Below are 26,074 nucleotides of genomic sequence, written 5' to 3'. Positions count from 1 at the left end.
GGTCATTAGACCGCCTTTTTGCATCTTAATCGTCAGAGAGAACCGTTATGAGCACCACCGATACCATCGTAGCCCAAGCCACCCCGCCGGGACGCGGCGGCGTCGGCATTCTGCGCATTTCCGGAAGCAAGGCCAAAGACGTCGCCCTGGCGTTGCTCGGCAAGCTGCCGAAGCCGCGCTACGCTGACTATCTGCCGTTCCGCGACGCTACGGGCGCCCCCCTCGATCAGGGCATCGCGCTGTGGTTCCCGGGGCCGAACTCCTTTACCGGCGAAGACGTGCTGGAACTGCAGGGCCACGGCGGGCCGGTGATCCTCGATCTGCTGCTCAAGCGCGTGCTGGCGCTGCCCGACGTGCGTATCGCGCGGCCGGGCGAGTTCTCCGAGCGCGCGTTTCTCAACGACAAACTCGATCTGGCGCAGGCCGAAGCGATCGCCGATCTGATCGACGCCAGCTCCGAGCAGGCGGCGCGTTCGGCGATGAACTCGCTGCAAGGCGCGTTCTCCACCCGCATCCACCAGCTCGTGGAAGCGCTCACTCACCTGAGAATCTATGTGGAAGCGGCGATCGACTTCCCGGACGAGGAAATCGACTTCCTGTCCGACGGTAAAATCGAGGCGCAGCTCAACGACGTGATGGCGGATCTGGACAACGTGCGCGGTGAAGCGCGCCAGGGCAGCCTGCTGCGCGAAGGAATGAAGGTGGTGATCGCCGGGCGCCCCAACGCCGGCAAATCGAGCCTGCTCAATGCGTTGGCCGGGCGCGAGGCGGCGATCGTCACCGATATCGCCGGCACCACCCGCGACGTCTTGCGCGAGCATATCCATATCGACGGCATGCCGCTGCACATCATCGACACCGCCGGCCTGCGCGACGCCAGCGACGAAGTGGAACGCATCGGCATCGAACGTGCATGGAACGAGATCGAACAGGCCGACAGAGTGCTGTTTATGGTTGACGGCACCACCACCGCCGCCACCGAGCCGGCGGAGATCTGGCCGGAGTTTATGGCGCGCCTGCCGGACACGCTGCCGATCACCGTGGTGCGCAACAAAGCCGACATCACTGGTGAAACGCTGGGTATGACGGAAGTGAATAACCACTCACTTATTCGCCTGTCGGCCCGCACCGGCGAAGGCGTCGATGTGCTGCGCGATCATCTTAAACAGAGCATGGGCTTCACCAGCAACATGGAAGGCGGCTTCCTGGCACGCCGTCGCCACCTGCAGGCGCTGGAACTGGCAGCACAGCATCTGGTGCAGGGCAAAGAACAGTTAGTGAGCGCTTACGCGGGGGAGCTGCTGGCCGAGGAACTGCGCCAGGCACAGCTGGCCCTGAGCGAAATCACCGGCGAATTCACCTCCGACGATCTGCTGGGCCGCATCTTCTCCAGCTTCTGCATCGGCAAATAACACCGCCAGACGCCTTCACGGCCGGAACAACCCCTTGTTCCGGCCGTTTTTCTTTTCCGCTCTCGCTCTGCGCGCCGGCTCACAGAGCCGCCGCAGCGCCCCGCGCTATACTGGCCAGTCAGGAATCTCTCTCAGGAACGAGTCAACATGGCATTGACCCTCAAGGTACTGCTGGAAAACCGCCGCGCCGCCGGCGCCAACCCGCTATTGCAGGCCAAGGCCGGGTTAAGCCTGCTGATTGAGGATGATACGACGTCCATACTGTTCGATACCGGCCCCGACGACAGCTTTCTGCACAATGCGGCGCTGATGGGCGTCGATCTCTCCCGTATCACCGCGACGGTGCTCTCCCACGGCCACTATGACCACTGCGGTGGCGTCGCCTGGCTGCCAGACAACAGCCGTATCATCTGCCACCCGCAGGTCGGCGATGAGCGCTATGCGGCGCTGAAGGTGCTGGGCCACACTCGAAAAATCAAAAAGCTCTCTTTGGATATCGACTACTCACGCCACCGCATGCAATACAGCCGAGAGCCGCTGGCGATCGGCGATCGCTTTATGTGGTCAGGCGAAATCACGGTGCCCACACCGCGCGCCTACGGGGTGATCGCCGGGGAGAACGCAGCGGTGGATTACGTTATCGACGAAGGCGTGCTGATTTACAAATCAGATCGCGGTCTGGTGATCGTGACCGGCTGCGGGCACCGCGGGATCGAGAATATCGTGCGCCATTGCCAGCAAATCACCGGAATCGACAGGATCCACGCCTTGATCGGCGGTTTTCATCTGCGCTGCGCTTCCCCGCGCACGCTCTGGCGCGTCCGCCGTTTTTTGCGCCAGCATCAGCCGGAAAAGATTATGGGCTGCCACTGTACCGGCGCCTGGGGCCGGCTATGGCTGCCGGAAGGGATCGCGCCGGCCACCGGCGACAGCTGGATCCTGGAATAACGCCTGCGCCGCTCATCACTGAAACCGGCAACAAATCGGATAAAACGCATAGTGTTTTTTGATGATAAATCCTCAACTTAGTCTTAATCTAACACCCCTGCGTTCTTAGCGACCCTCTGTCATGGAGTGAACAATGGCGTGTCATTTTGCCCGATGGACCCCGGCCTCCGCTGTCCTGGATACCCAGAGACTCTCCGACGAAGTGATAGCCGCCACCCGCACCTTTTCCGTTAAGCGCCGCACGCGTTACCTGCAAGGGCGCATTCTGCTCGCCGAAATGATGTTTTACCTGTACGGCCTGCCGACGCTTCCCCCTATAGCCACCACCCCGACCGGCCGCCCCTGCTTCGCCGATCATCAACTGCCCGATTTTAGCCTCGCCTACGCCAGTAACACCGTGGGCGTGCTGCTCAGCGACGAAGGCAAAGTCGGACTGGATATCGAAGTGATGCGCGCGCGCGGCACCCGGCAAAGCGCGCTGCAACACGCGCATCAGACGCCGGCGGAAAACGCCTGGATCGGCGCGCAGGACGATCGGCTGGAGGCGGAGACTCAGCTGTGGAGCATCCGGCAAAGCGTGCTGAAAATTTCCGGCCTGGGCAACAGCGGCCAGTCTACGCTGCGTCTGCATCCGTTCTCCGGGCACCTGCGCTCCAGCGCCACGCCGGACGTTCAGGTGATGAGCGACGCCGATGAATACCTGAGCTGGGCCTGCGCCGGCAGCCCCGGGCTGGATCGCCTGCTGTGCTGGCGCTACGAAGAGCGCCGCGGCCTGCACAAAGACGGGGAAATCTCGCCCCGCAGCCCGGCGGCGTCCTCACGCTTCGTCAAACTGACGGGCCTGAAGACGCCCGGTTAACGTGGCGCAAGGCGGATAAAGCCGTTTTTACCGCACGAATTTCTGCCGTAATTTGTAAAAACAGCTAAATGTTGAGCAATCGCCTATTCTCGACCCGAGCTTTAGCCTACTATTCGCCCATGTTGTCCGCTGAATCTGCTCATTCGAAAGGGAGAATCATCATGTCAGACCAAGCCTTAAAAATCGTCACTCTGCTCGGCAGCCTGCGCAAAGGCTCCTACAACGCCATGGTGGCCCGCGCCCTGCCAGGCCTGGCTCCGCAGGGCGTCACCATTGAAGCGCTGCCTTCCATCCGCGATATCCCGCTGTACGACGCCGACATGCAACAGGGTGAGGGTTTCCCTGCCGCGGTCGAAGCGATAGCAGAGCAGATCCGCCAGGCCGACGGCGTGATCATCGTCACCCCCGAATACAACTATTCCGTGCCCGGCGGGTTGAAAAACGCCATCGATTGGTTGTCTCGCTTGCCGAATCAACCGCTGGCCGGCAAGCCGGTGGCCATTCAAACCAGCTCAATGGGGCCCATCGGCGGCGCGCGCTGCCAATACCACCTGCGCCAGATCCTGGTGTTCCTGGATGCGATGGTGATGAACAAGCCCGAGTTTATGGGCGGCGTGATCCAGAACAAGGTCGATGAACAGGCCGGTGAACTGAGCGATCAGGGAACGTTGGATTTCCTGACCGGCCAGCTGTCCGCGTTCAGCGATTTCATTCGCCGCGTGGAATGACGGTCTCGCGGCGCCCGCCGGGCGCCGCAACAGGACATGAAGTCCGCCAATTTATTGAAATTAAAGCCATAGCATCATGTATTTTTTCATTTTAGCGTTATTTTTCGTTTCCATCACCAGTCCCGCTTTCGCCGCAGACATGCGTTATCCCGCCGGTGAAGAGCCGCTGGAGCTGCCTGCGCACAGTGCGCTTAACGCCCAACTGTCGCGATCCGCGCAAAACCAGGAAGATAAAAAGCTGGGCGCCATGTCGCTGTACCTGACGCTGATGCGCGAAGACGGCCGCAACGTCTGGGCCCCCTACCAGCTGGCGGTATCGTCGGCGGAGAAAGGGCAAACCGAGCTGGCGGAGCGCTATCTGCAGCTGAGCGCCGATCGCGGCCTGTGGTACTACTACAATCTGCTGGAGGACGACGCCTTCGACAGTATCCAGCACTCCGCCACCTACCAATCCATTCTGGCCGCCACCAAAGCGCGCTATCTGCAGCACGCCCGCCGCTATGAAGGCAAAGCCAGCTACGCGATACCGGACGGCGAAGCGCCGCCCGAAGGTTGGCCAACGGTGATCTTCCTGCATACCTACGGCAAGGCCGCCGCCATCAGCCCCGAGGAACGGCTGCTGTTCGGCGAAATGGGCGTGGCCTATATCGAGATCAACGGCACGCAGATGTTGTCGGAAAACAGCTTCCGCTGGTCGAATTACAGCGACGAGAGCACCCAGGCCGCCCTTCAGCGTACGGTGCAACAGCTGGCTCCTCAGTTAAAGCTGAACCCCCAACGGATTTATCTCAGCGCTCGCGGTCAGGGTGCGCTGCACGCCGCCAATCTGATCGCGAAGTACCCGCAGTTTTACGCCGGCGCGCTATTGATCGCCCCCAACGGCGAGATCAAGCCGGCCCAGCAGTCGCTGGCGGCGAAAAAGAAAATCGTGATGGCGTATTACGATCGGCAGAACTTCAGCGAGCAGGCGCTGGCGTTGCACTTCGCCAATCTGTTCGGAGAGGATAATCAGGTGCAAACGCTGCACTTCGCCCAGGGAGAAGATGCCGCCGGCAGTTGGCAGGCGCGCTTCAGGCGGCCGTTGCAATGGGTGCTGGATCGGGCGCCGGATGCGACGCCGGGAGTCTAAGGTTTCAGGGCCGACGGACGTCGGCCCTTTGGCTGTCAATGGCCGTCGACGAAGACGATCTTCAGCACGAACAGCAGCGCCACGACCACCACGCACGGGCTGATTTCACGCCAGCGGCCGGTGCCGAGCTTCATCACGCAGTAGGAGATAAAGCCGAGCGCAATGCCTTCGGTGATCGAGAAGCTGAACGGCATCATCACCGCGGTGACAAACGCCGGTACCGCTTCGGTCAGATCGTCCCATTTCACCCGCGCCAGGCTGGAGGTCATCAGCACGCCGACGTAGATCAGCGCGCCGGCGGCGGCATACGCCGGCACCATACCCGCCAGCGGCGACAGGAAGATCACCAGCAGGAACAGCAGGCCGGTGACCACAGCCGTCAAACCGGTGCGGCCGCCCACGGCGACGCCGGATGAGCTTTCGATGTAAGCGGTCACGGAAGAGGTGCCCGCCAGCGAACCGGCCACCGAGCTGATGCTGTCTACGTACAGCGCCTGCTTCATGCGCGGGAACTTGCCCTGATTGTCGGTCAAACCGGCTTTATCGGTGACGCCGATCAGGGTGCCGGAGGAGTCGAACAGGTTCACCAGCATAAACGAGAAGATGACCCCGGCCAGCCCGATGTTCAGCGCGCCGGCCACGTCGACCTGGCCCACTACCGAGGTGATGCTCGGCGGCAGGGAGAACAGGCCGCCGTATTTCACGTCGCCCAGCATCCAGCCGATCAGGGTGGTGACCACGATAGATACCAGCACCGCCGCGTGGAAGTTGCGCGAAGAGAGCACGGCGATGATGAAGAAGCCAAGCGCCCCCAGCAACACGTTGTGCGAGGTCAGGCTGCCGATGGTCACCAGCGTGTCCGGGTTGGCCACCACGATGCCGGCGTTTTTCAGCCCCATCATGCCGATGAACAGACCGATGCCGCTGGTGATGCCGACCCGCAGGCTGACCGGAATGTTGGCGATCATCCAGTAGCGAATGCGGAAAATGGTCAGCAGCAGCAGGCCGACCGCGCCCCAGAAGATGGCGCCCATGCCCACCTGCCAGGAGATGCCCATCGCGCCGACCACCACGAAGGCGAAGAAGGCGTTCAGGCCCATCGCCGGCGCCAACGCCACCGGCAGGTTCGCCAGCAGGCCCATAAAGATGCTGCCGAAGGCGGCGATCAAACAGGTGGTGACAAATACCGCCTGGGTATCCATGCCCGCCGCGCCCAAAATTTGCGGGTTAACGAACACGATATACACCATGGTGAGGAAAGTGGTGATACCGGCAATCGTTTCCGTACGCGCCGTGGTGCCATGTTGCTTGAGTTTAAACACGCGCCCAAGCAAGCCTTGCTCAGCGTCAAGGCCAGATACTGGTTTGGTCATTATCAGAATTCCGAAAATGGGAATGGACAGTCGCCGGCTATCCTATAACAAAAAATGGGGCTTTTGACGCCGGTCACAGGTTTTTTTCGCCATCTTTACGGCTAAACGCGTCAACGGCTTGTATTTACAGGCATTCATTCTCCATCACAGCCCGCCGCGTTGCCGTTTGCCGGCACGGCCGATAAAATAGCCTATCGCATCTCTTACCCTACCCGCTAAAAAAACAGGAACCCGCATGTCTTCGACCTTTATCGATAAGCTCGCGTTGATCGCGCTGAAAGATGACAAAGTGGCGCTGGTGCGCTCGCACAACAAGACGCTTTTTTATGTGCCGGGCGGAAAGCGCGAAGCGGGTGAAACCGATGAGCAGGCGCTGTGCCGCGAAATCGACGAAGAGCTGACCGTTGCGCTGCAGCCGCAATCCATCGCGTTTTACGGTGAGTTCACCGGCCCGGCGGACGGCAAGCAGGACGGCACCCAGGTGCGCATTCGTTGCTACCAGGCCGACTTTACCGGGCAGTTGCAGCCGGCCGCCGAAATCGCCGAGCTGAAATGGTGCGACAGCCGCGATCTGCCGCAGTGCTCACACGTCGCCGCGCTGATTTTGCACGATCTCAAGGCGCGTAGCCTGATCAAGTGATCGCTGAGCGGCCTCAGCGGCGTTAACCCGAAGGAACCTGTCCCCCATGAATCAGATTGACTGCATTTTGTTCGACTGCGACGGCACGCTGGTGGACAGCGAAGTGCTGTGCAGCAAAGCCTATGTCCATATGTTCGCCCGCTACGGCATTCATCTGTCGCTGGAAGAGGTATTCAAGAAATACAAAGGGGTGAAGCTGTACGAGATCATCGATCGGGTCAACGCCGAGCAGGGCACTAACCTGGCAAAAGAGACGCTAGAGCCGCTGTATCGGCAGGAAGTGGCGCGGCTGTTCGACAGCGAACTGCAACAGATTGCCGGCGCCCGCGAGCTGCTGGCGCAGGTGACGGTGCCAGTCTGCACCGTCTCCAACGGACCGGTCAGCAAGATGCAGCACTCGCTCGGCCTGACCGGCATGCTGCCTTATTTTGATGACCGGTTGTTCAGCGGCTATGACATTCAGCGCTGGAAGCCGGATCCGGCGATCGTGTTTCACGCCGCCGAACAGATGCAGGTGCCGGTGACGCGCTGCATCCTGGTGGACGATTCGCCCGCCGGCGCGCAGGCCGGCATCAATGCCGGCATTCCGGTCTTTTACTTCTGCGCCGATCCGCATAACCCGCCGATCGACCACCCGCTGGTGACAACGTTTGACGACCTGGCTCAATTGCCCGCGCTGTGGCGCGAACGCGGCTGGCGGCTGACGGCCGATTAACTGGCCGGCAACGGCGGCTTGTTGCGCCACCAGCGCCAGGAGCGCTTCAGGCCGCGGGTTTGCGCGCCGAAGCGGCGGTTGACCGCGTTGGCCAGCAGATCGAGCGCCAGGCAGAACACGAAATAGACCAGCGCCACGAACAGGAAGACTTCCATCGGGTAGACCATGCTGCGGTTGTTGACCTGGGTCGCCAGGAAGGTCAGTTCGCCAACGCCGACGATATAAGCCAGCGAGGTGTCTTTGATCAGAGAAATCCACTGGTTGATGAACGACGGCACCATCATGCGCAGCGCCTGCGGCAGCACGATCATGCGCAGCGTCTGCCAGCGGGTCAGCCCCAGAGAAAGCCCGGCCTGCCACTGGCCGGGGCCGATCGCGGCGATGCCGGCTTTCACCGCATGGGCCAGATAGGCCGAGGCGATCAGCGCCAGCGCGCACACGACAGTGGTGATTTCCGGGATCTCAACGCCAAACACCATCGGCAACAGGAAATAGGTCCAGAAGATCAGCATGATGACCGGAATGGCGCGGAAAAAGCCCAACACCGCCGCCAGCAGCCCGGCGGCGATGCCGCGCGACATCGCCAGCGCCACGCCGAGCAGCGTGCCGAGCACCGCCGAGGCGCCCCCGGCCATCAGGCTGATCGCCAACGTCAGCGCCGCGCCGCCCAGCGGCCCATCCGGCCAGGTGCCCCACAGCAGGTAGCCCAGGTTGTCGTGAATCACGCTGAAATCCATCTCAATGTCCTCCCAGCGGTTTACGCTGTTGTCGCCACATGCCCCAGCCTTCCAGCAGCGCGATGATGGCGATATACAGTACCGTCGCCACGCCGAACGCCTGGAAAGTGCGCAGGGTTTCGGTTTCGACCTGACGCGAGGCGTAAGAGAGTTCGGCCACGCCGATCGCCATGGTCAACGACGAGTTCTTGATTACGTTCATGTATTGGCCCAGCAGCGGCGGCAGCGCGATTTTCAGCGCCTGCGGCAGCACCACATAGCGCATCGCCTGCCAGCCGGTCAGCCCCAGCGCCTGAGCGGCATATTTCTGCCCGCCGGCGACGCCGCGAATGCCGGAGCGGATCTCTTCGGCGATAAAGGCGGTGGAGTACAGCGTCAGGCCGAAGAAACCGGCGAGAAACTCGAACGACGGCCACTCAAGCGGGCCAACCTGATGGGCGCTGTTCAGCCACTGCATGGCGGCGGACGGCAGGATCTGCCCGGCGGCGAAGTACCAGAAGAACAGCTGCACCAGCAGCGGCGTATTGCGAAACAGCGAACTGTACCCCATCGCCAGCCAGCGCAACGGCCGCAGGCTGCTGTCGCGCATCGCCGCCAGCACAAAGCCCAGCAGCGTAGCCGCCAGCCCTGCGCAGGCGGAAAGCCACAGCGTCAGCAGAAAACCGTGCCACAGCCAGCTCAAATATTGCGGCGCCAGCAGCCAGTCCAGGTTCATGTTCAATCCTTGTCTTGCAGAATGCATCAGGGGCGCAGCAAGCTGCGCCCCTCCGTGCCTATCTCACCGCAAGCGGTTAAGTCAGGCTTTTGGTTGCTGATCCAAAGGCGCGATTTTGAAATCGCCGCGCGGCTGGGCGGATTGGGTTTCCGGCCCGAACCAGCGATCGTAAATCTTAACCGCTTCACCGTCTTTTTCCAGCTTGATCAGCGTCTCGTTCACCGCGGCGGTCAGGCGATCTTCGCCCTTGGGAATGCCGACGCCCTGATACTCTTTGGTCAGGCTGAACGGCGAAATTTCAAACTCCGCCTTTTGCGCCGCCGGCAGGTTGCCGAGCAGGCCGACCAGCTTGGCGTCGTCCTGAGTGATCGCCTGCACGTTGCCGTTACGCAGCGCCACGAACGCCAGCGGGGTATCATCGTAGGAGATCACTTTCGCCGTCGGGAAACGCTCGCGCAGGGTGATTTCCTGCACCGTGCCCTTATCCGCGCCGATGCGCAGCTTTTTGATGTCTTCCGGCGTTTTCAACACGCCTTTGCGGGCGATGAATTTCTGGCCAGTGGCGAAGTACGGCACGCTGAAGTTCACTTCCTTGGCGCGCTCGTCGGTAATGGTGAAGTTGGCGGCAATCAGGTCAACCTTCTTCGACACCAGCAGCGGAATGCGGTTGGCCGGGTTGGTGGCGCGCAGCTCCACTTTCACCCCCAGCGCTTTGCCGATCGCGTCGGCGACATCCACATCGTAGCCCACCAGCTTCTTGCTCTGCGGATCGATGTAGCCGAACGGCGGGTTGCTGTCGAACACCGCGATGCGCACCACGCCGGCTTGCTTGATATCGTCAAGTTTGTCCGCGTGCGCGGCGCCGGCGGCGAAACCGGTCAGACTGGCTAACAACGTTAAGGCCAAAGCGCGATGTTTCATAAAAAGCTCCTAAGTGGTTGATGTCCTGCTGGCGGATAAGCTAGCAAGCGCCACATAGGTCAGGAAATAATATAAAAAGCTATATTTATAACCTTTTTATCTTTACGCGCTTAAGATGGAATAAAGGCGCGGGAAACCGCGCCTTGGAAGGATATTACCCGGAAAGGGTTAGTCGTCTTTTTCGTCTTTACCGCCCGGAGACAGCAGCTTTTCCAGGGCGTCGCCGCCCAAATGACGGAAATCCTGTCCTTTGACGAAATAGAAGATAAATTCGCAGATGTTCTGGCAGCGATCGCCGATACGCTCGATAGAACGGGCGCAGAACAGCGCGGTCAGCACGCTCGGAATGGTGCGCGAATCTTCCATCATGTAGGTCATCAGCTGACGCACGATGCCTTCGTATTCCTGGTCGACCTTTTTATCTTCACGGTAAATACGGATCGCTTCGTCCAGATCCATGCGCGCGAACGCGTCCAGCACGTCGTGCAGCATCTGCACGGTGTGGCGCCCCAGCGACTCCAGGCTGACCAGCAGCGGCTGGTGCTGGTGCGAGAACTTCTCCAGCGCGGTGCGGCAGATCTTGTCCGCCACGTCGCCGATGCGTTCCAGCTCGGAAATGGTTTTGATGATCGCCATCACCAGACGCAGATCGCTGGCGGTCGGCTGGCGCTTGGCGATAATGCGCACGCAGGCTTCGTCGATCGCCACTTCCATCATGTTGACCTTGGCGTCGCCTTCGATCACGCGCTTGGCCAGCTCACCATCCTGATTGTGCATCGCGGTGATGGCGTCGGTCAGCTGCTGCTCCACCAGCCCGCCCATGGTCAGCACCTGGGTGCGGATATGCTCGAGCTCTGCGTTGAACTGGCCGGAAATGTGTTTGTTTAAATTCAGGTTATCCATGATGCTTCCTATCAACCATAACGGCCAGTGATGTAGTCTTCAGTCTGCTTTTTCTGCGGCGCAGTGAACAGGTTATCAGTATCACTGAACTCGATCAGCTCGCCCAGATACATAAATGCGGTAGAGTCGGAGCAGCGCGCCGCCTGCTGCATGTTGTGCGTCACGATCACCACGGTGTAATCAGCCTTCAGCTCGCTGATCAGCTCTTCAATCTTGCCGGTGGAGATCGGATCCAGCGCCGAGCAAGGCTCATCCAGCAACAACACTTCCGGACGAATGGCGATGCCGCGGGCGATGCACAGACGCTGCTGCTGGCCGCCGGAGAGGCTGTAGCCGCTCTGGTGCAGCTTGTCCTTGGTTTCGTTCCACAGCGCCGCTTTGGTCAGCGCCCACTGCACGCGTTCGTCCATATCGGCGCGCGACAGCTTTTCAAACAGGCGAACGCCGAAGGCGATGTTGTCGTAAATCGACATCGGGAACGGCGTCGGCTTTTGGAACACCATGCCGACCTTGGCGCGCAGCAGCGCGATATCCGAGTTGTCGGTCAGGATGTTCTGGCCGTCCAGCAGGATGCCGCCTTCCGCTCGCTGTTCCGGGTACAGCTGGTACATCTTGTTGAAGGTGCGCAGCAGGGTGGACTTGCCACAGCCGGATGGGCCGATAAACGCGGTGACCTTATTCTTGGCGATATCCAGCGTGATGTTCTTCAGCGCATGGAATTTGCCGTAGTAGAAGTTCAGATCGCGTACCTGAATTTTGCTGCTGGAAGCGTCAGTAACCATACTCATCAAGACTTCTCTCTTTTCATCAGCGCCGCCAAAGCGGCGCTCAAAATTTTATGAATGCTTTTTCTTGGCGAAAATCACGCGCGCCAGGATATTCAGTAACAGTACGCACAGGGTGATTAACAGCACCCCGGCCCAGGCCAGCTGTTGCCATTCGGCGAACGGGCTCATGGCGAATTTGAAGATGGTCACCGGCAGGTTGGCGATCGGCTGCATCAGGTCGGTGCTCCAGAACTGGTTCGACAGCGAGGTGAACAGCAGCGGCGCCGTTTCCCCCGCAATGCGCGCAATCGCCAGCAGCACGCCGGTGATGATGCCGGACACCGACGCCTTCAGCGTGATGGCGGAAATCATGCGCCATTTCGGCGTGCCCAGCGCATAAGCGGCCTCGCGCAGCGTATCCGGCACCAGCTTCAGCATGTTCTCGGTGGTTCGAATGACGATCGGCACCTGCAGCAGCGCCAGCGCCACGATGCCGGCCCAACCGGAGAAGTGTTCCATCTTCGCCACCACAATGGTGTAAACGAACAGGCCCACCACGATCGACGGTGCGGACAACAGAATATCGTTGATAAAGCGGATCACTTCCGCCAACCAGGATTTACGTCCGTATTCCGCCAGGTAAATACCGGCCATGATGCCCAGCGGCGTGCCGAAAATGGTCGCCCACAGGATCAACAGTCCGCTGCCGGCGATGGCGTTGGCCAGGCCGCCGCCCGCGGTGTTCGGCGGCGGGGTCATCTCGGTGAACAGCGCCAGCGACATGCCGTCGAAGCCTTTGGTCACGGTGGCGATAAGGATCCAGATCAGCCAGAACAGCCCGAACGCCATGGTCGCCATCGACAAGAACAGCGCGAGGCGGTTTTTCTGCCGGCGCCAGGCCTGCATTTTGCGGCGGCTTTCCGCCAGAACGACTGCGTTTTGCATATCCATCGTCGCCATGTTAACGCCCCTCATTCTTGGCCAGACGCATGATCATCAGTTTCGACAGCGCCAGCACGATAAAGGTGATAACAAACAGAATCAGGCCCAGCTCCATCAGTGCGGCGGTGTGCACGCCGGACTCGGCTTCGGCGAATTCGTTGGCCAGCGCCGAGGTGATGCTGTTGCCCGGCATGTACAGCGAAGCGCTGTCGAGCTGGTAGGTGTTGCCGATGATAAAGGTTACCGCCATGGTCTCCCCCAGCGCTCGGCCCAGACCCAGCATCACGCCGCCGATGACGCCGTTTTTGGTGAACGGCAGCACGATGCGCCAGATGACTTCCCAGGTGGTGCAGCCGATGCCGTAGGCCGACTCTTTCATCATTACCGGCGTCTGTTCGAACACGTCGCGCATCACCGCGGCGATGTAAGGAATGATCATGATAGCCAGGATAACCCCGGCGGCCAGAATGCCAATGCCGAAGGCCGGGCCGGAGAACAGCTCGCCGACGATAGGAATGCCCGACAGCACTTCGCCCACCGGCGTCTGGAAATATTCGGCGAACAGCGGGGCGAACACGAACAGCCCCCACATGCCGTAGACGATGCTCGGGATGGCCGCCAACAGCTCAATGGCGATGCCCAGCGGCCGCTTCAACCAGTTCGGCGCCAGTTCGGTCAGGAACAGCGCGATGCCGAAACTCACCGGCACGGCGATAATCAGCGCGATGAGCGAGGTGACCACGGTGCCGTAAATCGGCACCAGCGCGCCGAACTGCTCCGCCGGCGCATCCCACTCTTTGGTCCACAGGAAGGCGAAGCCGAATTTCTGCATGCTTGGCCAGGAGGCGAAGATCAGCGAAACGATGATGCCGCCCAGCAACAATAGGGTAATCAGCGCAGCCAGTCTCACCAGCGCGCTGAAAATGATGTCACCGTTTTTGCCCGGTGCTTTGATGGTCGGCTTGTACTCAGCCATAGATTACTCTCTGTTTGAACCCTGGCAGCCCCAACCGGGATCGGAGCCTGAAGAACTGTGTGGGGCGCGGCGAACCCGCGCCCCTGCGTTGTTAGTACAGCGCTTTACCTGAACTGTCTTTTACGTTGGTTTTCCAGGCCGCACGCACCTGCTCAACCACTTCTTTCGGCAGGGTGGCGTAATCCAGCTCGTTAGCCTGCTTGCCGCCGGTTTTGTAGGCCCAGTCGAAGAACTTCAGCACTTCGGCGCCCTGAGCAGGGTTTTTCTGCTCTTTGTGCACCAAGATGAAGGTGGTGGAGGTGATTGGCCACACGTTGTCGCCTTTCTGGTCAGTCAGATCCTGAGCGAAGGTTTTGCTCCAATCCGCACCCTTGGCGGCGTTGCTGAAGCTCTCTTCGGTCGGGCTGACCGGTTTGCCGTCGGCGGACACCAGCTTGGTGTAAGCCAGGTTGTTCTGCTTGGCGTAAGCGTATTCTACGTAGCCGATAGAGCCAGGCAGACGCTGAACGAAGGCGGCGATGCCGTCGTTGCCTTTGCCGCCCAGACCGGTCGGCCAGTTAACGGTAGAACCGGCGCCGATCTTCTCTTTCCACTGCGCGTTCACCTTGGACAGGTAGCTGGTGAACACGAACGAGGTGCCGGAACCGTCGGCGCGGCGCACCACGGCAATGTTCTGGTCAGGCAGTTTCACGCCTGGGTTCAGCTTGGTGATAGCCGGATCGTTCCACTTTTTGACGTTGCCCAGGTAGATATCACCCAGGGTTTTACCGTCCAGCGTCAGTTCGCCGGATTTGATGCCCGGGATATTCACAGCCAGCACCACGCCGCCGATCACGGTCGGGAACTGGAACAGGCCATCGGCCGCCAGTTTGTCGTCAGACAGCGGGGCGTCGGAAGCGCCAAAGTCAACGGTGTTGGCCACGATTTGCTTCACGCCGCCAGAGGAGCCGATGCCCTGATAGTTAACTTTGTTGCCGGTTTCTTTCTGATAAGAATCTGCCCACTTGGCGTAAACCGGAGCGGGGAATGTCGCACCTGCACCGGTCAGGCTGGCAGCAGCGAACGCGGACACGGTGGTCAGGGAGAAGGTCGCTGCCACAATACTGGCGACGGTGGTACGCATCAGTTTCATAATCCCTCCTAATGGGATACTTAAAATCGACTTCGAGTCGTTTTAATCAGAGTAAGTATTGCTGCAGGAGGGAAAATAGGACAGTTTGGTGACAGAAAAATGTACGCAATATGACAGTTATATTACAGTGCGTTTGGATGGAGTTTGTTTATTTAAAAATCAATCAATTAACTCAAAAATAGCACAATTGCCAAACAACAAAAAAACCGTTTGGGCGCGGCCTATCCGCTTGAATATGACAATGTTTATCGCCGAATCGGCATCGCAGCCCTCTTTTACGTCGCTCATGAAAAAGCCGGCGCGAAGGCCGGCTTTTGCAGTTTACCTGCGGCAGGTTACTCTACGGTGACAGACTTCGCCAGGTTGCGCGGTTGGTCAACGTCGGTGCCCTTGATCAGCGCCACGTGGTAAGACAGCAGCTGCAACGGCACGGTGTAGAAGATCGGCGCCACGATTTCCTCAACGTGCGGCAGAGGAATGATGGTCATGCCTTCGCTGCTGACGAAGCCGGCGTCCTGATCGGCGAACACGTACAGCTGACCGCCGCGCGCGCGCACTTCTTCAATGTTGGACTTCAGCTTTTCCAGCAGTTCGTTGTTCGGCGCCACCACGATCACCGGCATATCGGCGTCGATCAGCGCCAGCGGGCCGTGTTTCAACTCACCCGCCGCATAAGCTTCAGCGTGAATATAGGAGATCTCTTTCAGCTTCAGCGCCCCTTCCATGGCGATCGGGTACTGATCGCCGCGGCCGAGGAACAGCGCATGATGTTTGTCCGAGAAACCTTCCGCCAGCGCTTCGATCTCTTTATCCATCGACAGCATTTGCTCAATACGCGCCGGCAGCGCCTGCAGGCCGTGCACAATCTCCTGTTCCACGCTTTCCGCCATGCCTTTCAGACGGCCCAGGCGTGCCACCAGCATCAACAGCACGGTGAGCTGCGTGGTAAAGGCTTTGGTCGAGGCTACGCCGATTTCCGTACCGGCTTTGGTCATCAACGCCAGATCGGATTCGCGCACCAGCGACGAACCAGCAACGTTACAAACGGCCAACGAACCGAGATAACCCAGCTCTTTGGACAGGCGCAGCGCCGCCAGGGTGTCGGCGGTTTCGCCGGACTGCGACAGAGTGATGATCAGGCTGCCCGGACGCACCGCCGATTTGCGGTAACGGAATTCGGACGCGATCTCGACATCGCACGGCACGCCGGCCAGCGCTTCGAACCAGTAACGCGCCACCATCCCGGAGTGGTAAGAAGTCCCACAGGCGATGATCTGCACGTGCTGCACCTTGGCCAGCAGCTCGTCGGCGTGCGGGCCCAGCTCGCTCAGGTTGATTTGGCCATGGCTGAAACGCCCTTCCAGGGTGTTTTTCAGCGCCAGCGGCTGTTCGTAGATCTCTTTTTGCATGTAGTGGCGGTAAGCGCCCTTGTCGCCGGCGTCATACTGCACCTGGGATTCGATCTCAGGGCGCTCGATGGCGTTGCCCTGCTTGTCGAAGATGTTGACGGTGCGGCGAGTCACTTCCACCACGTCGCCCTCTTCCAGGAAGATGAAGCGACGGGTGACCGGCAGCAGCGCCAGCTGATCGGAGGCGATGAAGTTTTCCCCGACGCCGCGGCCGATAACCAGCGGGCTGCCGGAGCGCGCCGCGACCAATACGCTCGGATCGCGGCTGTCCATCACCACGGTGCCGTAAGCGCCGCGCAGCTGTGGGATCACGCGCTGAACCACTTCGAGCAGCGTACCGCCCTGCAGCTGTTCCCAGTGCACCAGGTGCGCGATCACTTCGGTGTCGGTTTCAGAGTTGAAGCGGTAACCGCGTTCGATCAGCAGTTCGCGCAGCGGCTCGTGGTTTTCGATGATGCCGTTATGCACCACGGTAATGTAGTCGGAAACATGCGGGTGCGCGTTCGCCTCGGTCGGTTCACCGTGCGTTGCCCAACGGGTGTGAGCGATGCCGGTACCGCCATGCAGATCGGTCTGCTCCGCCGCTTCGGCCAGTTTTTGCACCTTACCTACGCGGCGCAGGCGACTGACGTTACCCTGCGCGTCGACCACCGCCAGACCGGCGGAGTCATAACCGCGGTACTCGAGACGGCGTAAACCTTCCAACAGAATTTCTGCGATATCACGTTGCGCTACTGCGCCTACAATTCCACACATCAGTTGTATTCCTAATGAACGTCCTTCGTGGACGTTTTCGATGCCTTGACCTGATTTTTGCCGGTTTTACCGTGCGTCCCCGAGCCTGTAGATGGTGGGGTTATTATGTTTTGTATTGGGCTCGTGAATAGAGCCCAACGCAAAACACACTATGGCTTCTTCTTCACCGGGCGCTGCCAGCCCTGAATGTGCACCTGCTTGACGCGGCTCAGGACCAGTTCGTTTTCGGCGATATCTCGCGTCACCGTGGTACCGGCGGCAATGGTGGAGCCTTTGCCGACCGACACCGGCGCCACCAGCTGAGTATCGGAACCGACGAACACGCCATCGCCGATCAGCGTCTTGTGCTTGTTGGCGCCATCGTAATTGCAGGTGATGGTGCCGGCGCCGATATTCACGTCATCGCCAATGTCGGCATCGCCCAGGTAGCTGAGGTGACCGGCCTTGGAGCCTTTGCCCAAACGCGCCTTTTTCATTTCCACGAAGTTGCCGACGTGGGCCCCTGTTGCCAGCTCCGCGCCAGGGCGCAGGCGGGCGAACGGCCCCACGGTGCAGTCGGCTTCCAGCACGCTGTCTTCCAGTACGCTGTAAGGGCTTATCTCGCAGTCATCACCGATCACGCAGTTTTTCAGCACGCAGCCGGCGCCGATTTTCACCCGGTCGCCCAGCTTGACGTGACCTTCGATAATCACATTCGCATCAATAGTGATGTCGCGGCCGTGAACAAGTTCACCGCGCAGGTCGAAACGCGCCGGATCCAACAGCATTACGCCGGCCAGCAGCAGTTTTTCAGACTGTTCCGACTGGAACACGCGCTCCAGGGTCGCCAGCTGCAGACGGTTGTTCACGCCTTCCACTTCGCTCAAACGCGACGGGTGCACGGCTTCGATTTTCTTGCCGTCGGCATGCGCCAACGCAATGATATCGGTGATGTAAAACTCGCCCTGTGCGTTGTCGTTGTTCAACATCCCCAGCCAGCGCTTCAGATCGCGCCCATTCGCCACCAGGATGCCGGTATTGATCTCATTGATCTGACGCTGCGCTTCGCTGGCGTCCTTGTGTTCGACGATGCCCACCACGTCACCCTGCTCGCGCACGATGCGGCCATAGCCGCTCGGGTCGTCCAGCTTGACCGTCAGCAGGCCGATGCCGCCCTGCGGCTTGGCCGCCAACAGGCGCTGCAGCGTATCCACGGAAATCAACGGCACGTCGCCATACAGCATCAATACGTCTTCATCGTCGGCAAAATGCGGCGCCGCCTGCTGCATCGCATGGCCAGTGCCCAGTTGCTCGGCCTGCAGCACCCAGTTCAGCGCGCCCTCGGTCAACGTGCTTTTCAGCAGATCGCCGCCGTGGCCGTATACCAGGTGTACATGTTGCGCGCCCAGTTTCATCGCGGCATCAATGACGTGTTGCACCATCGGCTTGCCGGCCAACGGATGTAAGACCTTGGGAAGATCGGAATACATGCGTGTTCCCTTGCCCGCGGCGAGGATAACCACGCTCATTGCGCTGTTCGACATAAGCAACCTGATAACTCCATTTTGATAGACGAAAGTAAAACCGTTTAGCGGCGATATTACTACATATTTCTCTGCACGAACCCGGCGCAGGCCGCGCGGGCCTTGGCCTGCCGCTATCGCGGCCAATTCGACGCCGGGACGAAAAAACTGTCGGCGATCGGCGACGTTTCTTTCCCGATATCAGGGGTTATACACCACTCTGTACGCCGGGCTGAAATGCTTATTTTAAAGTAAAAAAAAAGCGACCCTATAGGCCGCTTTCTTAAAGTTGGGTGCTCTGCACCCAAACATTACATCGCTTTTCTGGTGAGCTCGATAACGCGCAGTTTTGCGATCGCTTTCGCCAGTTCAGCGGATGCCTGAGCATAGTCGACATCGCCATGAGAGCTGCGAATGTGTTCTTCAGCTTTACGCTTAGCTTCCAACGCTCTCGCTTCGTCGAGGTCAGTACCACGGATAGCAGTGTCCGCCAGCACGGTAACCACGCTCGGCTGCACCTCGAGGATGCCGCCGGACAGGTAGATGAACTCTTCTTCACCGTGCTGCTTAACAATACGCACCATGCCAGGCTTGATGGCAGTCAGCAGCGGCGCATGGCCAGGGAAGATCCCCAGTTCACCTTCGCTGCCTGTCACCTGGATCTTCTGCACCAGGCCGGAAAACATCTGTTTTTCCGCGCTGACTACATCCAGATGGTAAGTCATAGCCATATCACCCTCCTCTCAAGGCGTTACAGTTTCTTGGCTTTTTCCACTGCTTCTTCAATGGTGCCAACCATGTAGAACGCCTGCTCCGGCAGGTGGTCATAGTCGCCGTCCATAATGCCTTTGAAACCACGGATGGTGTCTTTCAGCGATACGAACTTGCCCGGAGAACCGGTGAAGACTTCTGCCACGAAGAACGGCTGAGACAGGAAGCGTTGGATCTTACGCGCACGGGATACGACCAGTTTGTCTTCTTCAGACAGCTCGTCCATACCCAGGATCGCGATGATATCTTTCAGTTCCTGGTAGCGTTGCAGAATGGACTGCACGCCACGCGCTACGTCGTAGTGCTCCTGGCCAACGACCAGCGGATCCAGCTGACGGCTGGTGGAATCCAGCGGGTCAACGGCCGGGTAGATACCCAGAGAAGCGATGTTACGGCTCAGTACCACGGTTGCGTCCAAGTGCGCAAAGGTGGTGGCTGGAGACGGGTCAGTCAAGTCATCCGCAGGAACGTAAACGGCCTGTACGGAAGTGATCGAACCGGTCTTGGTCGAGGTGATACGTTCTTGCAGAACGCCCATCTCTTCCGCCAGCGTCGGCTGATAACCTACCGCGGATGGCATACGGCCCAGAAGTGCGGACACTTCGGTACCGGCCAGGGTATAACGGTAGATGTTGTCAACGAACAGCAGAACGTCACGGCCTTCGTCACGGAATTTCTCCGCCATGGTCAGACCGGTCAGCGCAACGCGCAGACGGTTACCTGGTGGCTCGTTCATCTGGCCGTAAACCAGAGATACTTTGTCCAGAACGTTGGAGTCGGTCATTTCGTGGTAGAAGTCGTTACCCTCACGAGTACGCTCGCCCACGCCCGCAAACACGGAATAACCGGAGTGCTCGATCGCGATGTTACGGATCAGCTCCATCATGTTTACGGTTTTACCTACGCCCGCACCGCCGAACAGACCGACTTTACCGCCCTTGGCGAACGGGCAAATCAGGTCCATTACCTTGATACCGGTTTCCAGCAGTTCCTGAGAGCTGGACAGCTCTTCGTAGCTTGGTGCCGCGCGGTGAATCGCCCAACGCTCTTCTTCGCCGATGTCGCCTTTCATGTCGATCGGTTGACCCAATACGTTCATGATACGGCCCAGGGTAGCTTTACCCACCGGCACTTCAATCGGGTGGTCCAGGTTGTTCACTTTCAGACCGCGACGCAGACCGTCGGAGGTCCCCATTGCGATACAGCGAACCACGCCACCGCCCAGCTGTTGCTGAACTTCCAACACCAGTTTTTCGGTGCCGTTTTCTACCTCAAGGGCGTCGTACACTTTTGGTACGGCATCCTGAGGGAACTCGACGTCCACCACGGCGCCGATTACCTGGATAATCTTTCCAGTAGCCATCTTGAATCCTCTACGTAATTCGTAAACCTAGCTTAAACCGCGGAGGCTCCCGAAACGATCTCGGTGAGTTCCTGAGTGATGCTGGCCTGACGCGCCTTGTTGTATACCAACTGCAGCTCTTTGATCAGGCTACCGCCGTTATCGGTTGCGGCTTTCATCGCGACCATTCGTGCGGCCTGCTCGCTGGCCAGGTTTTCCACGACGCCCTGATAAACCTGCGACTCCACATAGCGGCGCAGCAAGGTATCAAGCAGCACTTTTGGATCCGGTTCATACAGGTAATCCCAAGGCGTTTTCTTCAGCTCTTCGTCATCGGCTGGCGGTAACGGCAGCAGCTGAAGCACCTGCGGCTCTTGGGACATCGTATTAACAAATTTGTTGCTGACAATGTACAGCTTGTCCAAACGACCTTCGTCGTAGGCCTGCAGCATCACTTTCACCGGCCCGATCAGATCCGACAGGGAAGGTTTATCCCCCATGCCGGTCACCTGGGCAACCACGTTGCCACCCACGGAACCAAAGAAAGAGGCTGCTTTAGAGCCAATCAGCGCCAAATCGGTTTCGACGCCTTTTTCGGACCAGGCTTTCATCTCCGCCAGCAGCTTTTTGAACAGGTTGATGTTCAAGCCGCCGCAGAGACCACGGTCAGTAGACACCACCAGATACCCAACGCGCTTAACGTCACGCTCATCCAGGTACGGGTGCTTGTACTCCAGATTCCCTAACGCAAGGTGACCAATCACTTTGCGCATGGTCTCTGCATAAGGACGGCTGGCCGCCATGCGATCCTGCGATTTACGCATTTTGGAGGCGGCGACCATTTCCATCGCTTTAGTGATCTTTTGCGTGTTTTGCACGCTAGCGATCTTACTACGTATCTCTTTTGCGCCGGCCATCTCTGCTTCTCCTCAGTGCCAGACGGCCTGCTGTCTTTCAACAGCAGGACCGTTCGGCGTTACCAGGACTGGGTTTTCTTGAAGGTCTCGAGGACGTCTTTCAACTTGCCCTCGATCTCATCATTGAAGTTGCCAGTTTGGTTGATGTGGTTCAGCAGCTCGGCGTGCTCGCGGTCCGCATAGGCCACCAGCGCGGCTTCGAAGCTCACCACTTTGGCGACTTCGACGTCGTTCAGGTAACCGCGTTCTGCGGCAAACAGCACCAGAGACTGTTGTGCAACCGACATTGGCGCATACTGTTTCTGTTTCAGCAGCTCGGTCACTTTCTGACCGTGGCTCAGCTGTTTGCGGGTCGCGTCGTCCAGATCGGAGGCGAACTGGGAGAACGCAGCCAGTTCACGATACTGCGCCAGCGCGGTACGGATACCACCGGACAGTTTCTTCATGATCTTGGTCTGCGCGGCGCCACCAACACGGGATACGGAGATACCCGGGTTAACTGCCGGACGAATACCGGAGTTGAACAGGTTGGATTCCAGGAAGATCTGACCATCGGTAATCGAGATTACGTTGGTCGGAACGAACGCGGAAACGTCACCCGCCTGGGTTTCAATGATCGGCAGAGCGGTCAGTGAACCGGTTTTACCTTTAACTTCACCTTTGGTGAAGGCTTCAACGTACTCGGCGTTAACGCGCGCTGCACGCTCCAGCAAGCGGGAGTGCAGGTAGAATACGTCGCCTGGGTAAGCTTCACGACCTGGCGGACGACGAAGCAGCAGGGAAATCTGGCGGTAAGCAACGGCCTGTTTGGACAGGTCATCGTACACGATCAGCGCATCTTCACCGCGGTCACGGAAGTATTCGCCCATTGCGCAACCGGCGTATGGCGCCAGGTATTGCAGTGCAGCGGATTCGGAAGCGGTCGCTACCACCACGATGGTGTTGGCCAGTGCGCCGTGCTCTTCCAGTTTGCGCACCACGTTAGCGATGGTGGACGCTTTCTGGCCGATAGCCACGTAAACGCATTTGATGCCGGAGTCGCGTTGGTTGATGATCGCATCGATCGCCAGCGCGGTTTTACCGGTCTGACGGTCACCGATCACCAGCTCACGCTGGCCGCGGCCGATTGGAATCATGGCGTCAACGGATTTGTAGCCAGTCTGAACCGGCTGATCAACGGACTGACGCTCGATAACGCCTGGGGCGATAGCTTCTACCGGAGAGAAACCATCGTTTTCAATCGGGCCTTTGCCGTCGATTGGTGCGCCCAGGGTGTTAACTACGCGGCCCAGCAGACCACGACCGACTGGAACTTCCAGGATACGGCCGGTGCATTTAACCTTCATGCCTTCGGCCAAATCCGCGTACGGACCCATGACCACGGCACCGACGGAGTCGCGCTCCAGGTTCAATGCGATTGCGTAACGGTTGCCAGGCAGCGCGATCATTTCGCCCTGCATAACTTCGGCCAGGCCGTGTACGCGGATGATCCCGTCGCTGACGGAAACGATAGTACCTTCATTGTGAGCTTCGCTCACTACATTGAACTGAGCAATGCGCTGCTTGATCAGTTCGCTGATTTCGGTGGAATTCAGTTGCATGCTCCAGTCCCCTTAAGACTGCAAGACGTCTGTCAGGCGTTCAAGACGACCGCGAACGCTGCCATCAATCACCATATCGCCGGCGCGAACAACGATGCCGGCCAGTACAGACTTGTCAATTTTGCAATTCAGCTTAACTTTGCGTGACAGACGTTTTTCCATCGCAGCGGCGATCTTCGCCTGCTGTTCGTCGCTCAGCGCGCTCGCAGAGAGCACTTCGACTTCGACGGTGGATTCCAGCGAGGCGCGCAGTTCGATGAACTGCTGCAGCACGGCAGGAAGAACCAGTAAACGTCCATTTTCGGCCATTACACGGATAAAGTTCTGGCCATGTTCGTCGAGCCGATCGCCACAAACCGCGATGAACGTCTTGGACAGCGTTTCTGGCGCAACCGCGCCAGACAGCAGTTCAGAAATCTGTTCATTGCGAGTGACTTCAGCCGCAAACGCCAGCATGTCCTGCCAGCGCTCTACGCTTTGGTGCTCAACGGCAAAGTCAAAAGCTGCTTTGGCGTAGGGGCGAGCTACAGTTACAAATTCAGACATCAGCCCCTCCCTCCTTACAGTTCAGCGACCAGTTTATCAACGATGTCGCTGTTAGCAGCTTCATCCACGGAACGTTCGATGATCTTCTCGGCGCCGGCAATTGCCAGCATCGCGACTTGCTTACGCAACTCTTCACGAGCGCGCTTACGTTCGGCTTCGATCTCAGCCTGAGCCTGCGCCACGATTTTGTTACGTTCCTGCTCGGCTTCGGCTTTCGCTTCATCCATGATCTGAGCTTTGCGTTTGTTCGCTTGCTCGATGATCACCTGAGCTTCTGCTTTGGCAGTTTTCAGCTGGTCGGTCGCATTGGCTTGCGCTAAGTCCAGATCTTTTTTGGCACGCTCTGCAGAAGCGAGGCCGTCAGCGATTTCTTTCTGACGTTTCTCGATGGCAGCCATGATCGGCGGCCATACGTACTTCATGCAGAACCAGACAAACAGAACGAACGCGATGGCCTGGCCGAGGATTGTTGCGTTAAGATTCACAGCACAATGCCTCTTTAAAAGTTAATAGTTTGGTTACGTCGTAGAGGGTTGCTCTACTTACGCGACGGCGAACATCACGTACAGACCCAGACCTACAGCGATCATCGGGATGGCGTCGACCAGACCCATAACGATAAAGAACTGTGTACGCAGCAGAGGAATCAGGTCAGGCTGACGAGCAGCGCCTTCCAAGAATTTACCACCCAGGATGCCGATACCGATCGCAGCACCGATTGCCGCTAAACCCATCATCACAGCGGCAGCCATGTACAGCAGATCCATACTCAGGTTTTCCATGACAGTCTCCAGTTTGTTTCAGTTTAAAAGTGCAAGTGTTTTAAGAAAATCAGTGCTCTTCAGACGCCATCGACAGATAGACGATCGTCAGAACCATGAAAATAAAGGCTTGAAGCGTAATGATCAGGATGTGGAAGATAGCCCAAGGCAAGCTCAGGACCCACTGTGACCACCACGGCAACAGGCCGGCAATCAGGATGAAGATCAACTCACCCGCATACATGTTGCCGAACAGTCGCAGACCCAGTGAAACAGGTTTGGACAGCAGGCTGACACCTTCAAGAATCAGGTTGATAGGAATGAATACAGGGTGGTTGAACGGCTGCATGGTCAACTCTTTAACGAACCCGCCAACGCCTTTCATTTTGATGCTATAGAACAGAATCAGGATAAACACGCCCAGCGCCATCGACAGCGTGACGTTCACATCGGCGGTAGGCACTACGCGCAGCGCAGGCAGGCCGAGATGCGCCCCGATGAACGGCAGGAAGTCTACCGGAATCAGGTCCATCAGGTTCATCAGGAACACCCAGACGAACACGGTCAGCGCCAGCGGCGCAATCACCTTGCTCTTGCCGTGGTACATGTCGCGCACGCTGCTGTCGACGAAACCGACCACCAGCTCCACGGCGGTTTGCAGTTTACCCGGCACGCCGCTGGTGGCGTTTTTGGCCACTTTGCGGAAGATCACCAGGAACAGAACCCCGAGGACGACGGAGAAAAACATCGAGTCGAGGTTAATCGACCAAAACCCAGTCCCGACCTGAAGCTGCGTCAGGTGGTGACCGATATACTCCTGTGGACTGTTGTATCCCTCTGCAGACATGATGCCTCTACCCTTTATTTAGTTAATTTCGGTAACTGTTAATCACGGCCGGTGCCACTATTTGCACCACTAACACCGCTAAATAGGTCAGGCCAAGCGGTATAAACTCCGCCTTGAACACCCCCAGCGCCACGATCAGCAAAACGATGGTGATCACGACCTTTAGCCCCTCGCCGATGGCGAACGACCAGGCAACCCTACCGGGCGCCGGCGTTTGCGCCTGATGGCGCAAGGCAAACAGCATAAACATTGCACTCGGCAACCAGGCGGCGAGACCGCCTGCCAACGCCGAAGCGCCCCATTCCGGGCTTTTCAGCCAGAAAGCAACGCTGATCAGAACAAAAGTCATTAACTGCAAAAACAGCAGTTTGCGTGCGACTTTCCCGCTGTATAGGGACACAGACATGACGTTTGTTCTCTCCGTACCCCAGAGGGGGTATGCTGAGTGACGTATACAACTGTTTTTGCTGTCCTGAGTCAAGCAGCAAAAAACGAGCAAATTATACGGGGCATACCAACGAATTCAATCGATAAGTAGCGAAAAGGTGAACAATTATTTAAATTTCCCTATTCCAGCCTATTTTCACAAGAAAACGGTCGGAATAATAGGGCGCATTTAATTGTCTGATTATTCCAGCGTTGCGTTTAGAAACGCGAAGCCGATCACAATAATGCCCTTCGCTGATTTATAGCCGATAGACAATCAAACCGTCTTTAGCAATTTG

At 58.5% G+C, this 26,074-nt stretch carries 27 protein-coding genes; 7 read left to right on the top strand and 20 right to left on the bottom strand.

Annotated features, from left to right (window positions below; translation table 11 throughout):
* Window positions 1–47: 47 nt before the first annotated feature.
* The 5 genes from mnmE (at window position 48) to IMX17_RS17095 (ending at window position 5,076) form a co-directional block, all read left to right on the top strand.
* Window positions 48–1,412 carry a tRNA uridine-5-carboxymethylaminomethyl(34) synthesis GTPase MnmE gene (gene mnmE, locus IMX17_RS17115; RefSeq protein ID WP_193550016.1) on the top strand — a complete coding sequence of 455 codons (1,365 nt, stop codon included), beginning with the start codon at window positions 48–50 and terminating at the stop codon, window positions 1,410–1,412.
* Between the two features lie 147 nt (window positions 1,413–1,559).
* Window positions 1,560–2,360 carry an MBL fold metallo-hydrolase gene (locus IMX17_RS17110; RefSeq protein ID WP_193550015.1) on the top strand — a complete coding sequence of 267 codons (801 nt, stop codon included), beginning with the start codon at window positions 1,560–1,562 and terminating at the stop codon, window positions 2,358–2,360.
* Between the two features lie 133 nt (window positions 2,361–2,493).
* Window positions 2,494–3,219: a 4'-phosphopantetheinyl transferase superfamily protein gene (locus tag IMX17_RS17105; RefSeq protein WP_046898756.1), complete on the top strand. Its 726-nt coding sequence runs from the start codon at window positions 2,494–2,496 to the stop codon at window positions 3,217–3,219.
* 161 nt (window positions 3,220–3,380) lie between these two features.
* The gene (locus tag IMX17_RS17100; protein ID WP_033645148.1) at window positions 3,381–3,947 is read left to right on the top strand and encodes an NADPH-dependent FMN reductase; all 567 of its coding nucleotides are present in this window, start codon (window positions 3,381–3,383) and stop codon (window positions 3,945–3,947) included.
* Window positions 3,948–4,023: 76 nt separating this feature from the next.
* The gene (locus IMX17_RS17095) at window positions 4,024–5,076 is read left to right on the top strand and encodes a hypothetical protein (protein ID WP_046898755.1); all 1,053 of its coding nucleotides are present in this window, start codon (window positions 4,024–4,026) and stop codon (window positions 5,074–5,076) included.
* 35 nt (window positions 5,077–5,111) lie between these two features.
* Here IMX17_RS17095 and IMX17_RS17090 read toward each other — a convergent pair whose 3' ends face one another.
* The gene (locus tag IMX17_RS17090; protein ID WP_004933851.1) at window positions 5,112–6,449 is read right to left on the bottom strand and encodes an NCS2 family permease; all 1,338 of its coding nucleotides are present in this window, start codon (window positions 6,447–6,449) and stop codon (window positions 5,112–5,114) included.
* Between the two features lie 235 nt (window positions 6,450–6,684).
* Here IMX17_RS17090 and IMX17_RS17085 point away from each other — a divergent pair, with 235 nt between their 5' ends.
* Together IMX17_RS17085 and yieH are read left to right on the top strand one after the other, a co-directional pair.
* The gene (locus IMX17_RS17085; RefSeq protein WP_033645151.1) at window positions 6,685–7,089 is read left to right on the top strand and encodes an NUDIX domain-containing protein; all 405 of its coding nucleotides are present in this window, start codon (window positions 6,685–6,687) and stop codon (window positions 7,087–7,089) included.
* A 46-nt stretch (window positions 7,090–7,135) separates the two neighbouring features.
* On the top strand, window positions 7,136–7,804 hold the full coding sequence (yieH, locus tag IMX17_RS17080; RefSeq protein WP_046898754.1) for a 6-phosphogluconate phosphatase: 669 nt from the start codon (window positions 7,136–7,138) through the stop codon (window positions 7,802–7,804).
* Here yieH and IMX17_RS17075 read toward each other — a convergent pair.
* The 19 genes from IMX17_RS17075 to atpI all read right to left on the bottom strand — a co-directional run bounded on the left by IMX17_RS17075 (window position 7,801) and on the right by atpI (window position 25,755).
* The gene (locus tag IMX17_RS17075; RefSeq protein WP_182265605.1) at window positions 7,801–8,541 is read right to left on the bottom strand and encodes an amino acid ABC transporter permease; all 741 of its coding nucleotides are present in this window, start codon (window positions 8,539–8,541) and stop codon (window positions 7,801–7,803) included. The two genes, yieH and IMX17_RS17075, sit on opposite strands and share 4 nt — an antisense overlap.
* A 1-nt stretch (window position 8,542) precedes the next feature.
* Window positions 8,543–9,256: an amino acid ABC transporter permease gene (locus tag IMX17_RS17070; RefSeq protein ID WP_033645154.1), complete on the bottom strand. Its 714-nt coding sequence runs from the start codon at window positions 9,254–9,256 to the stop codon at window positions 8,543–8,545.
* Window positions 9,257–9,337: 81 nt separating this feature from the next.
* Window positions 9,338–10,177, bottom strand: a complete 840-nt coding sequence (locus IMX17_RS17065; RefSeq protein WP_015376136.1) for an ABC transporter substrate-binding protein — start codon at window positions 10,175–10,177, stop codon at window positions 9,338–9,340.
* A gap of 168 nt (window positions 10,178–10,345) precedes the next feature.
* Window positions 10,346–11,080: a phosphate signaling complex protein PhoU gene (gene phoU / locus IMX17_RS17060; protein WP_004933833.1), complete on the bottom strand. Its 735-nt coding sequence runs from the start codon at window positions 11,078–11,080 to the stop codon at window positions 10,346–10,348.
* Between the two features lie 11 nt (window positions 11,081–11,091).
* Window positions 11,092–11,862 (bottom strand): phosphate ABC transporter ATP-binding protein PstB, encoded by a 771-nt coding sequence (gene pstB / locus IMX17_RS17055; protein ID WP_016929614.1) that lies wholly within the window; start codon window positions 11,860–11,862, stop codon window positions 11,092–11,094.
* A gap of 54 nt (window positions 11,863–11,916) precedes the next feature.
* Window positions 11,917–12,807: a phosphate ABC transporter permease PstA gene (gene pstA, locus IMX17_RS17050; protein ID WP_019455481.1), complete on the bottom strand. Its 891-nt coding sequence runs from the start codon at window positions 12,805–12,807 to the stop codon at window positions 11,917–11,919.
* A 1-nt stretch (window position 12,808) separates the two neighbouring features.
* Window positions 12,809–13,765, bottom strand: coding sequence for a phosphate ABC transporter permease PstC (gene pstC, locus IMX17_RS17045; RefSeq protein ID WP_004933822.1), 957 nt, complete (start codon window positions 13,763–13,765; stop codon window positions 12,809–12,811).
* A 91-nt stretch (window positions 13,766–13,856) separates the two neighbouring features.
* Window positions 13,857–14,897, bottom strand: coding sequence for a phosphate ABC transporter substrate-binding protein PstS (gene pstS / locus IMX17_RS17040; protein ID WP_046898750.1), 1,041 nt, complete (start codon window positions 14,895–14,897; stop codon window positions 13,857–13,859).
* Window positions 14,898–15,232: 335 nt separating this feature from the next.
* Window positions 15,233–17,062, bottom strand: coding sequence for a glutamine--fructose-6-phosphate transaminase (isomerizing) (gene glmS, locus IMX17_RS17035; RefSeq protein ID WP_046898749.1), 1,830 nt, complete (start codon window positions 17,060–17,062; stop codon window positions 15,233–15,235).
* Between the two features lie 149 nt (window positions 17,063–17,211).
* Complete coding sequence (gene glmU / locus IMX17_RS17030) at window positions 17,212–18,585, bottom strand: bifunctional UDP-N-acetylglucosamine diphosphorylase/glucosamine-1-phosphate N-acetyltransferase GlmU (RefSeq protein ID WP_033652327.1); 1,374 nt, start codon at window positions 18,583–18,585, stop codon at window positions 17,212–17,214.
* Window positions 18,586–18,875: 290 nt separating this feature from the next.
* Entirely contained in the window at window positions 18,876–19,295 is a 420-nt protein-coding gene (locus tag IMX17_RS17025) for a F0F1 ATP synthase subunit epsilon (RefSeq protein ID WP_004933814.1), read from the bottom strand.
* Window positions 19,296–19,315: 20 nt separating this feature from the next.
* Window positions 19,316–20,698 carry a F0F1 ATP synthase subunit beta gene (gene atpD / locus IMX17_RS17020; RefSeq protein ID WP_004933813.1) on the bottom strand — a complete coding sequence of 461 codons (1,383 nt, stop codon included), beginning with the start codon at window positions 20,696–20,698 and terminating at the stop codon, window positions 19,316–19,318.
* Between the two features lie 32 nt (window positions 20,699–20,730).
* A complete protein-coding gene (atpG, locus tag IMX17_RS17015) occupies window positions 20,731–21,594 on the bottom strand; it encodes a F0F1 ATP synthase subunit gamma (RefSeq protein WP_004933811.1) in 864 nt (287 codons plus the stop codon).
* A gap of 59 nt (window positions 21,595–21,653) precedes the next feature.
* Entirely contained in the window at window positions 21,654–23,195 is a 1,542-nt protein-coding gene (atpA, locus tag IMX17_RS17010; protein ID WP_033652328.1) for a F0F1 ATP synthase subunit alpha, read from the bottom strand.
* 12 nt (window positions 23,196–23,207) lie between these two features.
* On the bottom strand, window positions 23,208–23,741 hold the full coding sequence (gene atpH / locus IMX17_RS17005; protein WP_025160298.1) for a F0F1 ATP synthase subunit delta: 534 nt from the start codon (window positions 23,739–23,741) through the stop codon (window positions 23,208–23,210).
* A 14-nt stretch (window positions 23,742–23,755) separates the two neighbouring features.
* Window positions 23,756–24,226: a F0F1 ATP synthase subunit B gene (gene atpF, locus IMX17_RS17000; protein ID WP_004933804.1), complete on the bottom strand. Its 471-nt coding sequence runs from the start codon at window positions 24,224–24,226 to the stop codon at window positions 23,756–23,758.
* A gap of 57 nt (window positions 24,227–24,283) precedes the next feature.
* A complete protein-coding gene (gene atpE, locus IMX17_RS16995) occupies window positions 24,284–24,523 on the bottom strand; it encodes a F0F1 ATP synthase subunit C (protein ID WP_004093904.1) in 240 nt (79 codons plus the stop codon).
* 49 nt (window positions 24,524–24,572) lie between these two features.
* Entirely contained in the window at window positions 24,573–25,349 is a 777-nt protein-coding gene (gene atpB / locus IMX17_RS16990) for a F0F1 ATP synthase subunit A (protein ID WP_025304740.1), read from the bottom strand.
* Window positions 25,350–25,371: 22 nt separating this feature from the next.
* Window positions 25,372–25,755, bottom strand: coding sequence for a F0F1 ATP synthase subunit I (gene atpI / locus IMX17_RS16985; RefSeq protein ID WP_182265601.1), 384 nt, complete (start codon window positions 25,753–25,755; stop codon window positions 25,372–25,374).
* Window positions 25,756–26,074: the final 319 nt, after the last annotated feature.

Origin of the sequence: Serratia sp. X3, assembly GCF_014982455.1 — a bacterium.
In the GTDB taxonomy this organism is placed as follows: Bacteria; Pseudomonadota; Gammaproteobacteria; order Enterobacterales; family Enterobacteriaceae; genus Serratia; species Serratia ureilytica.
This window is presented reverse-complemented; position numbering and strand designations above follow the sequence as displayed.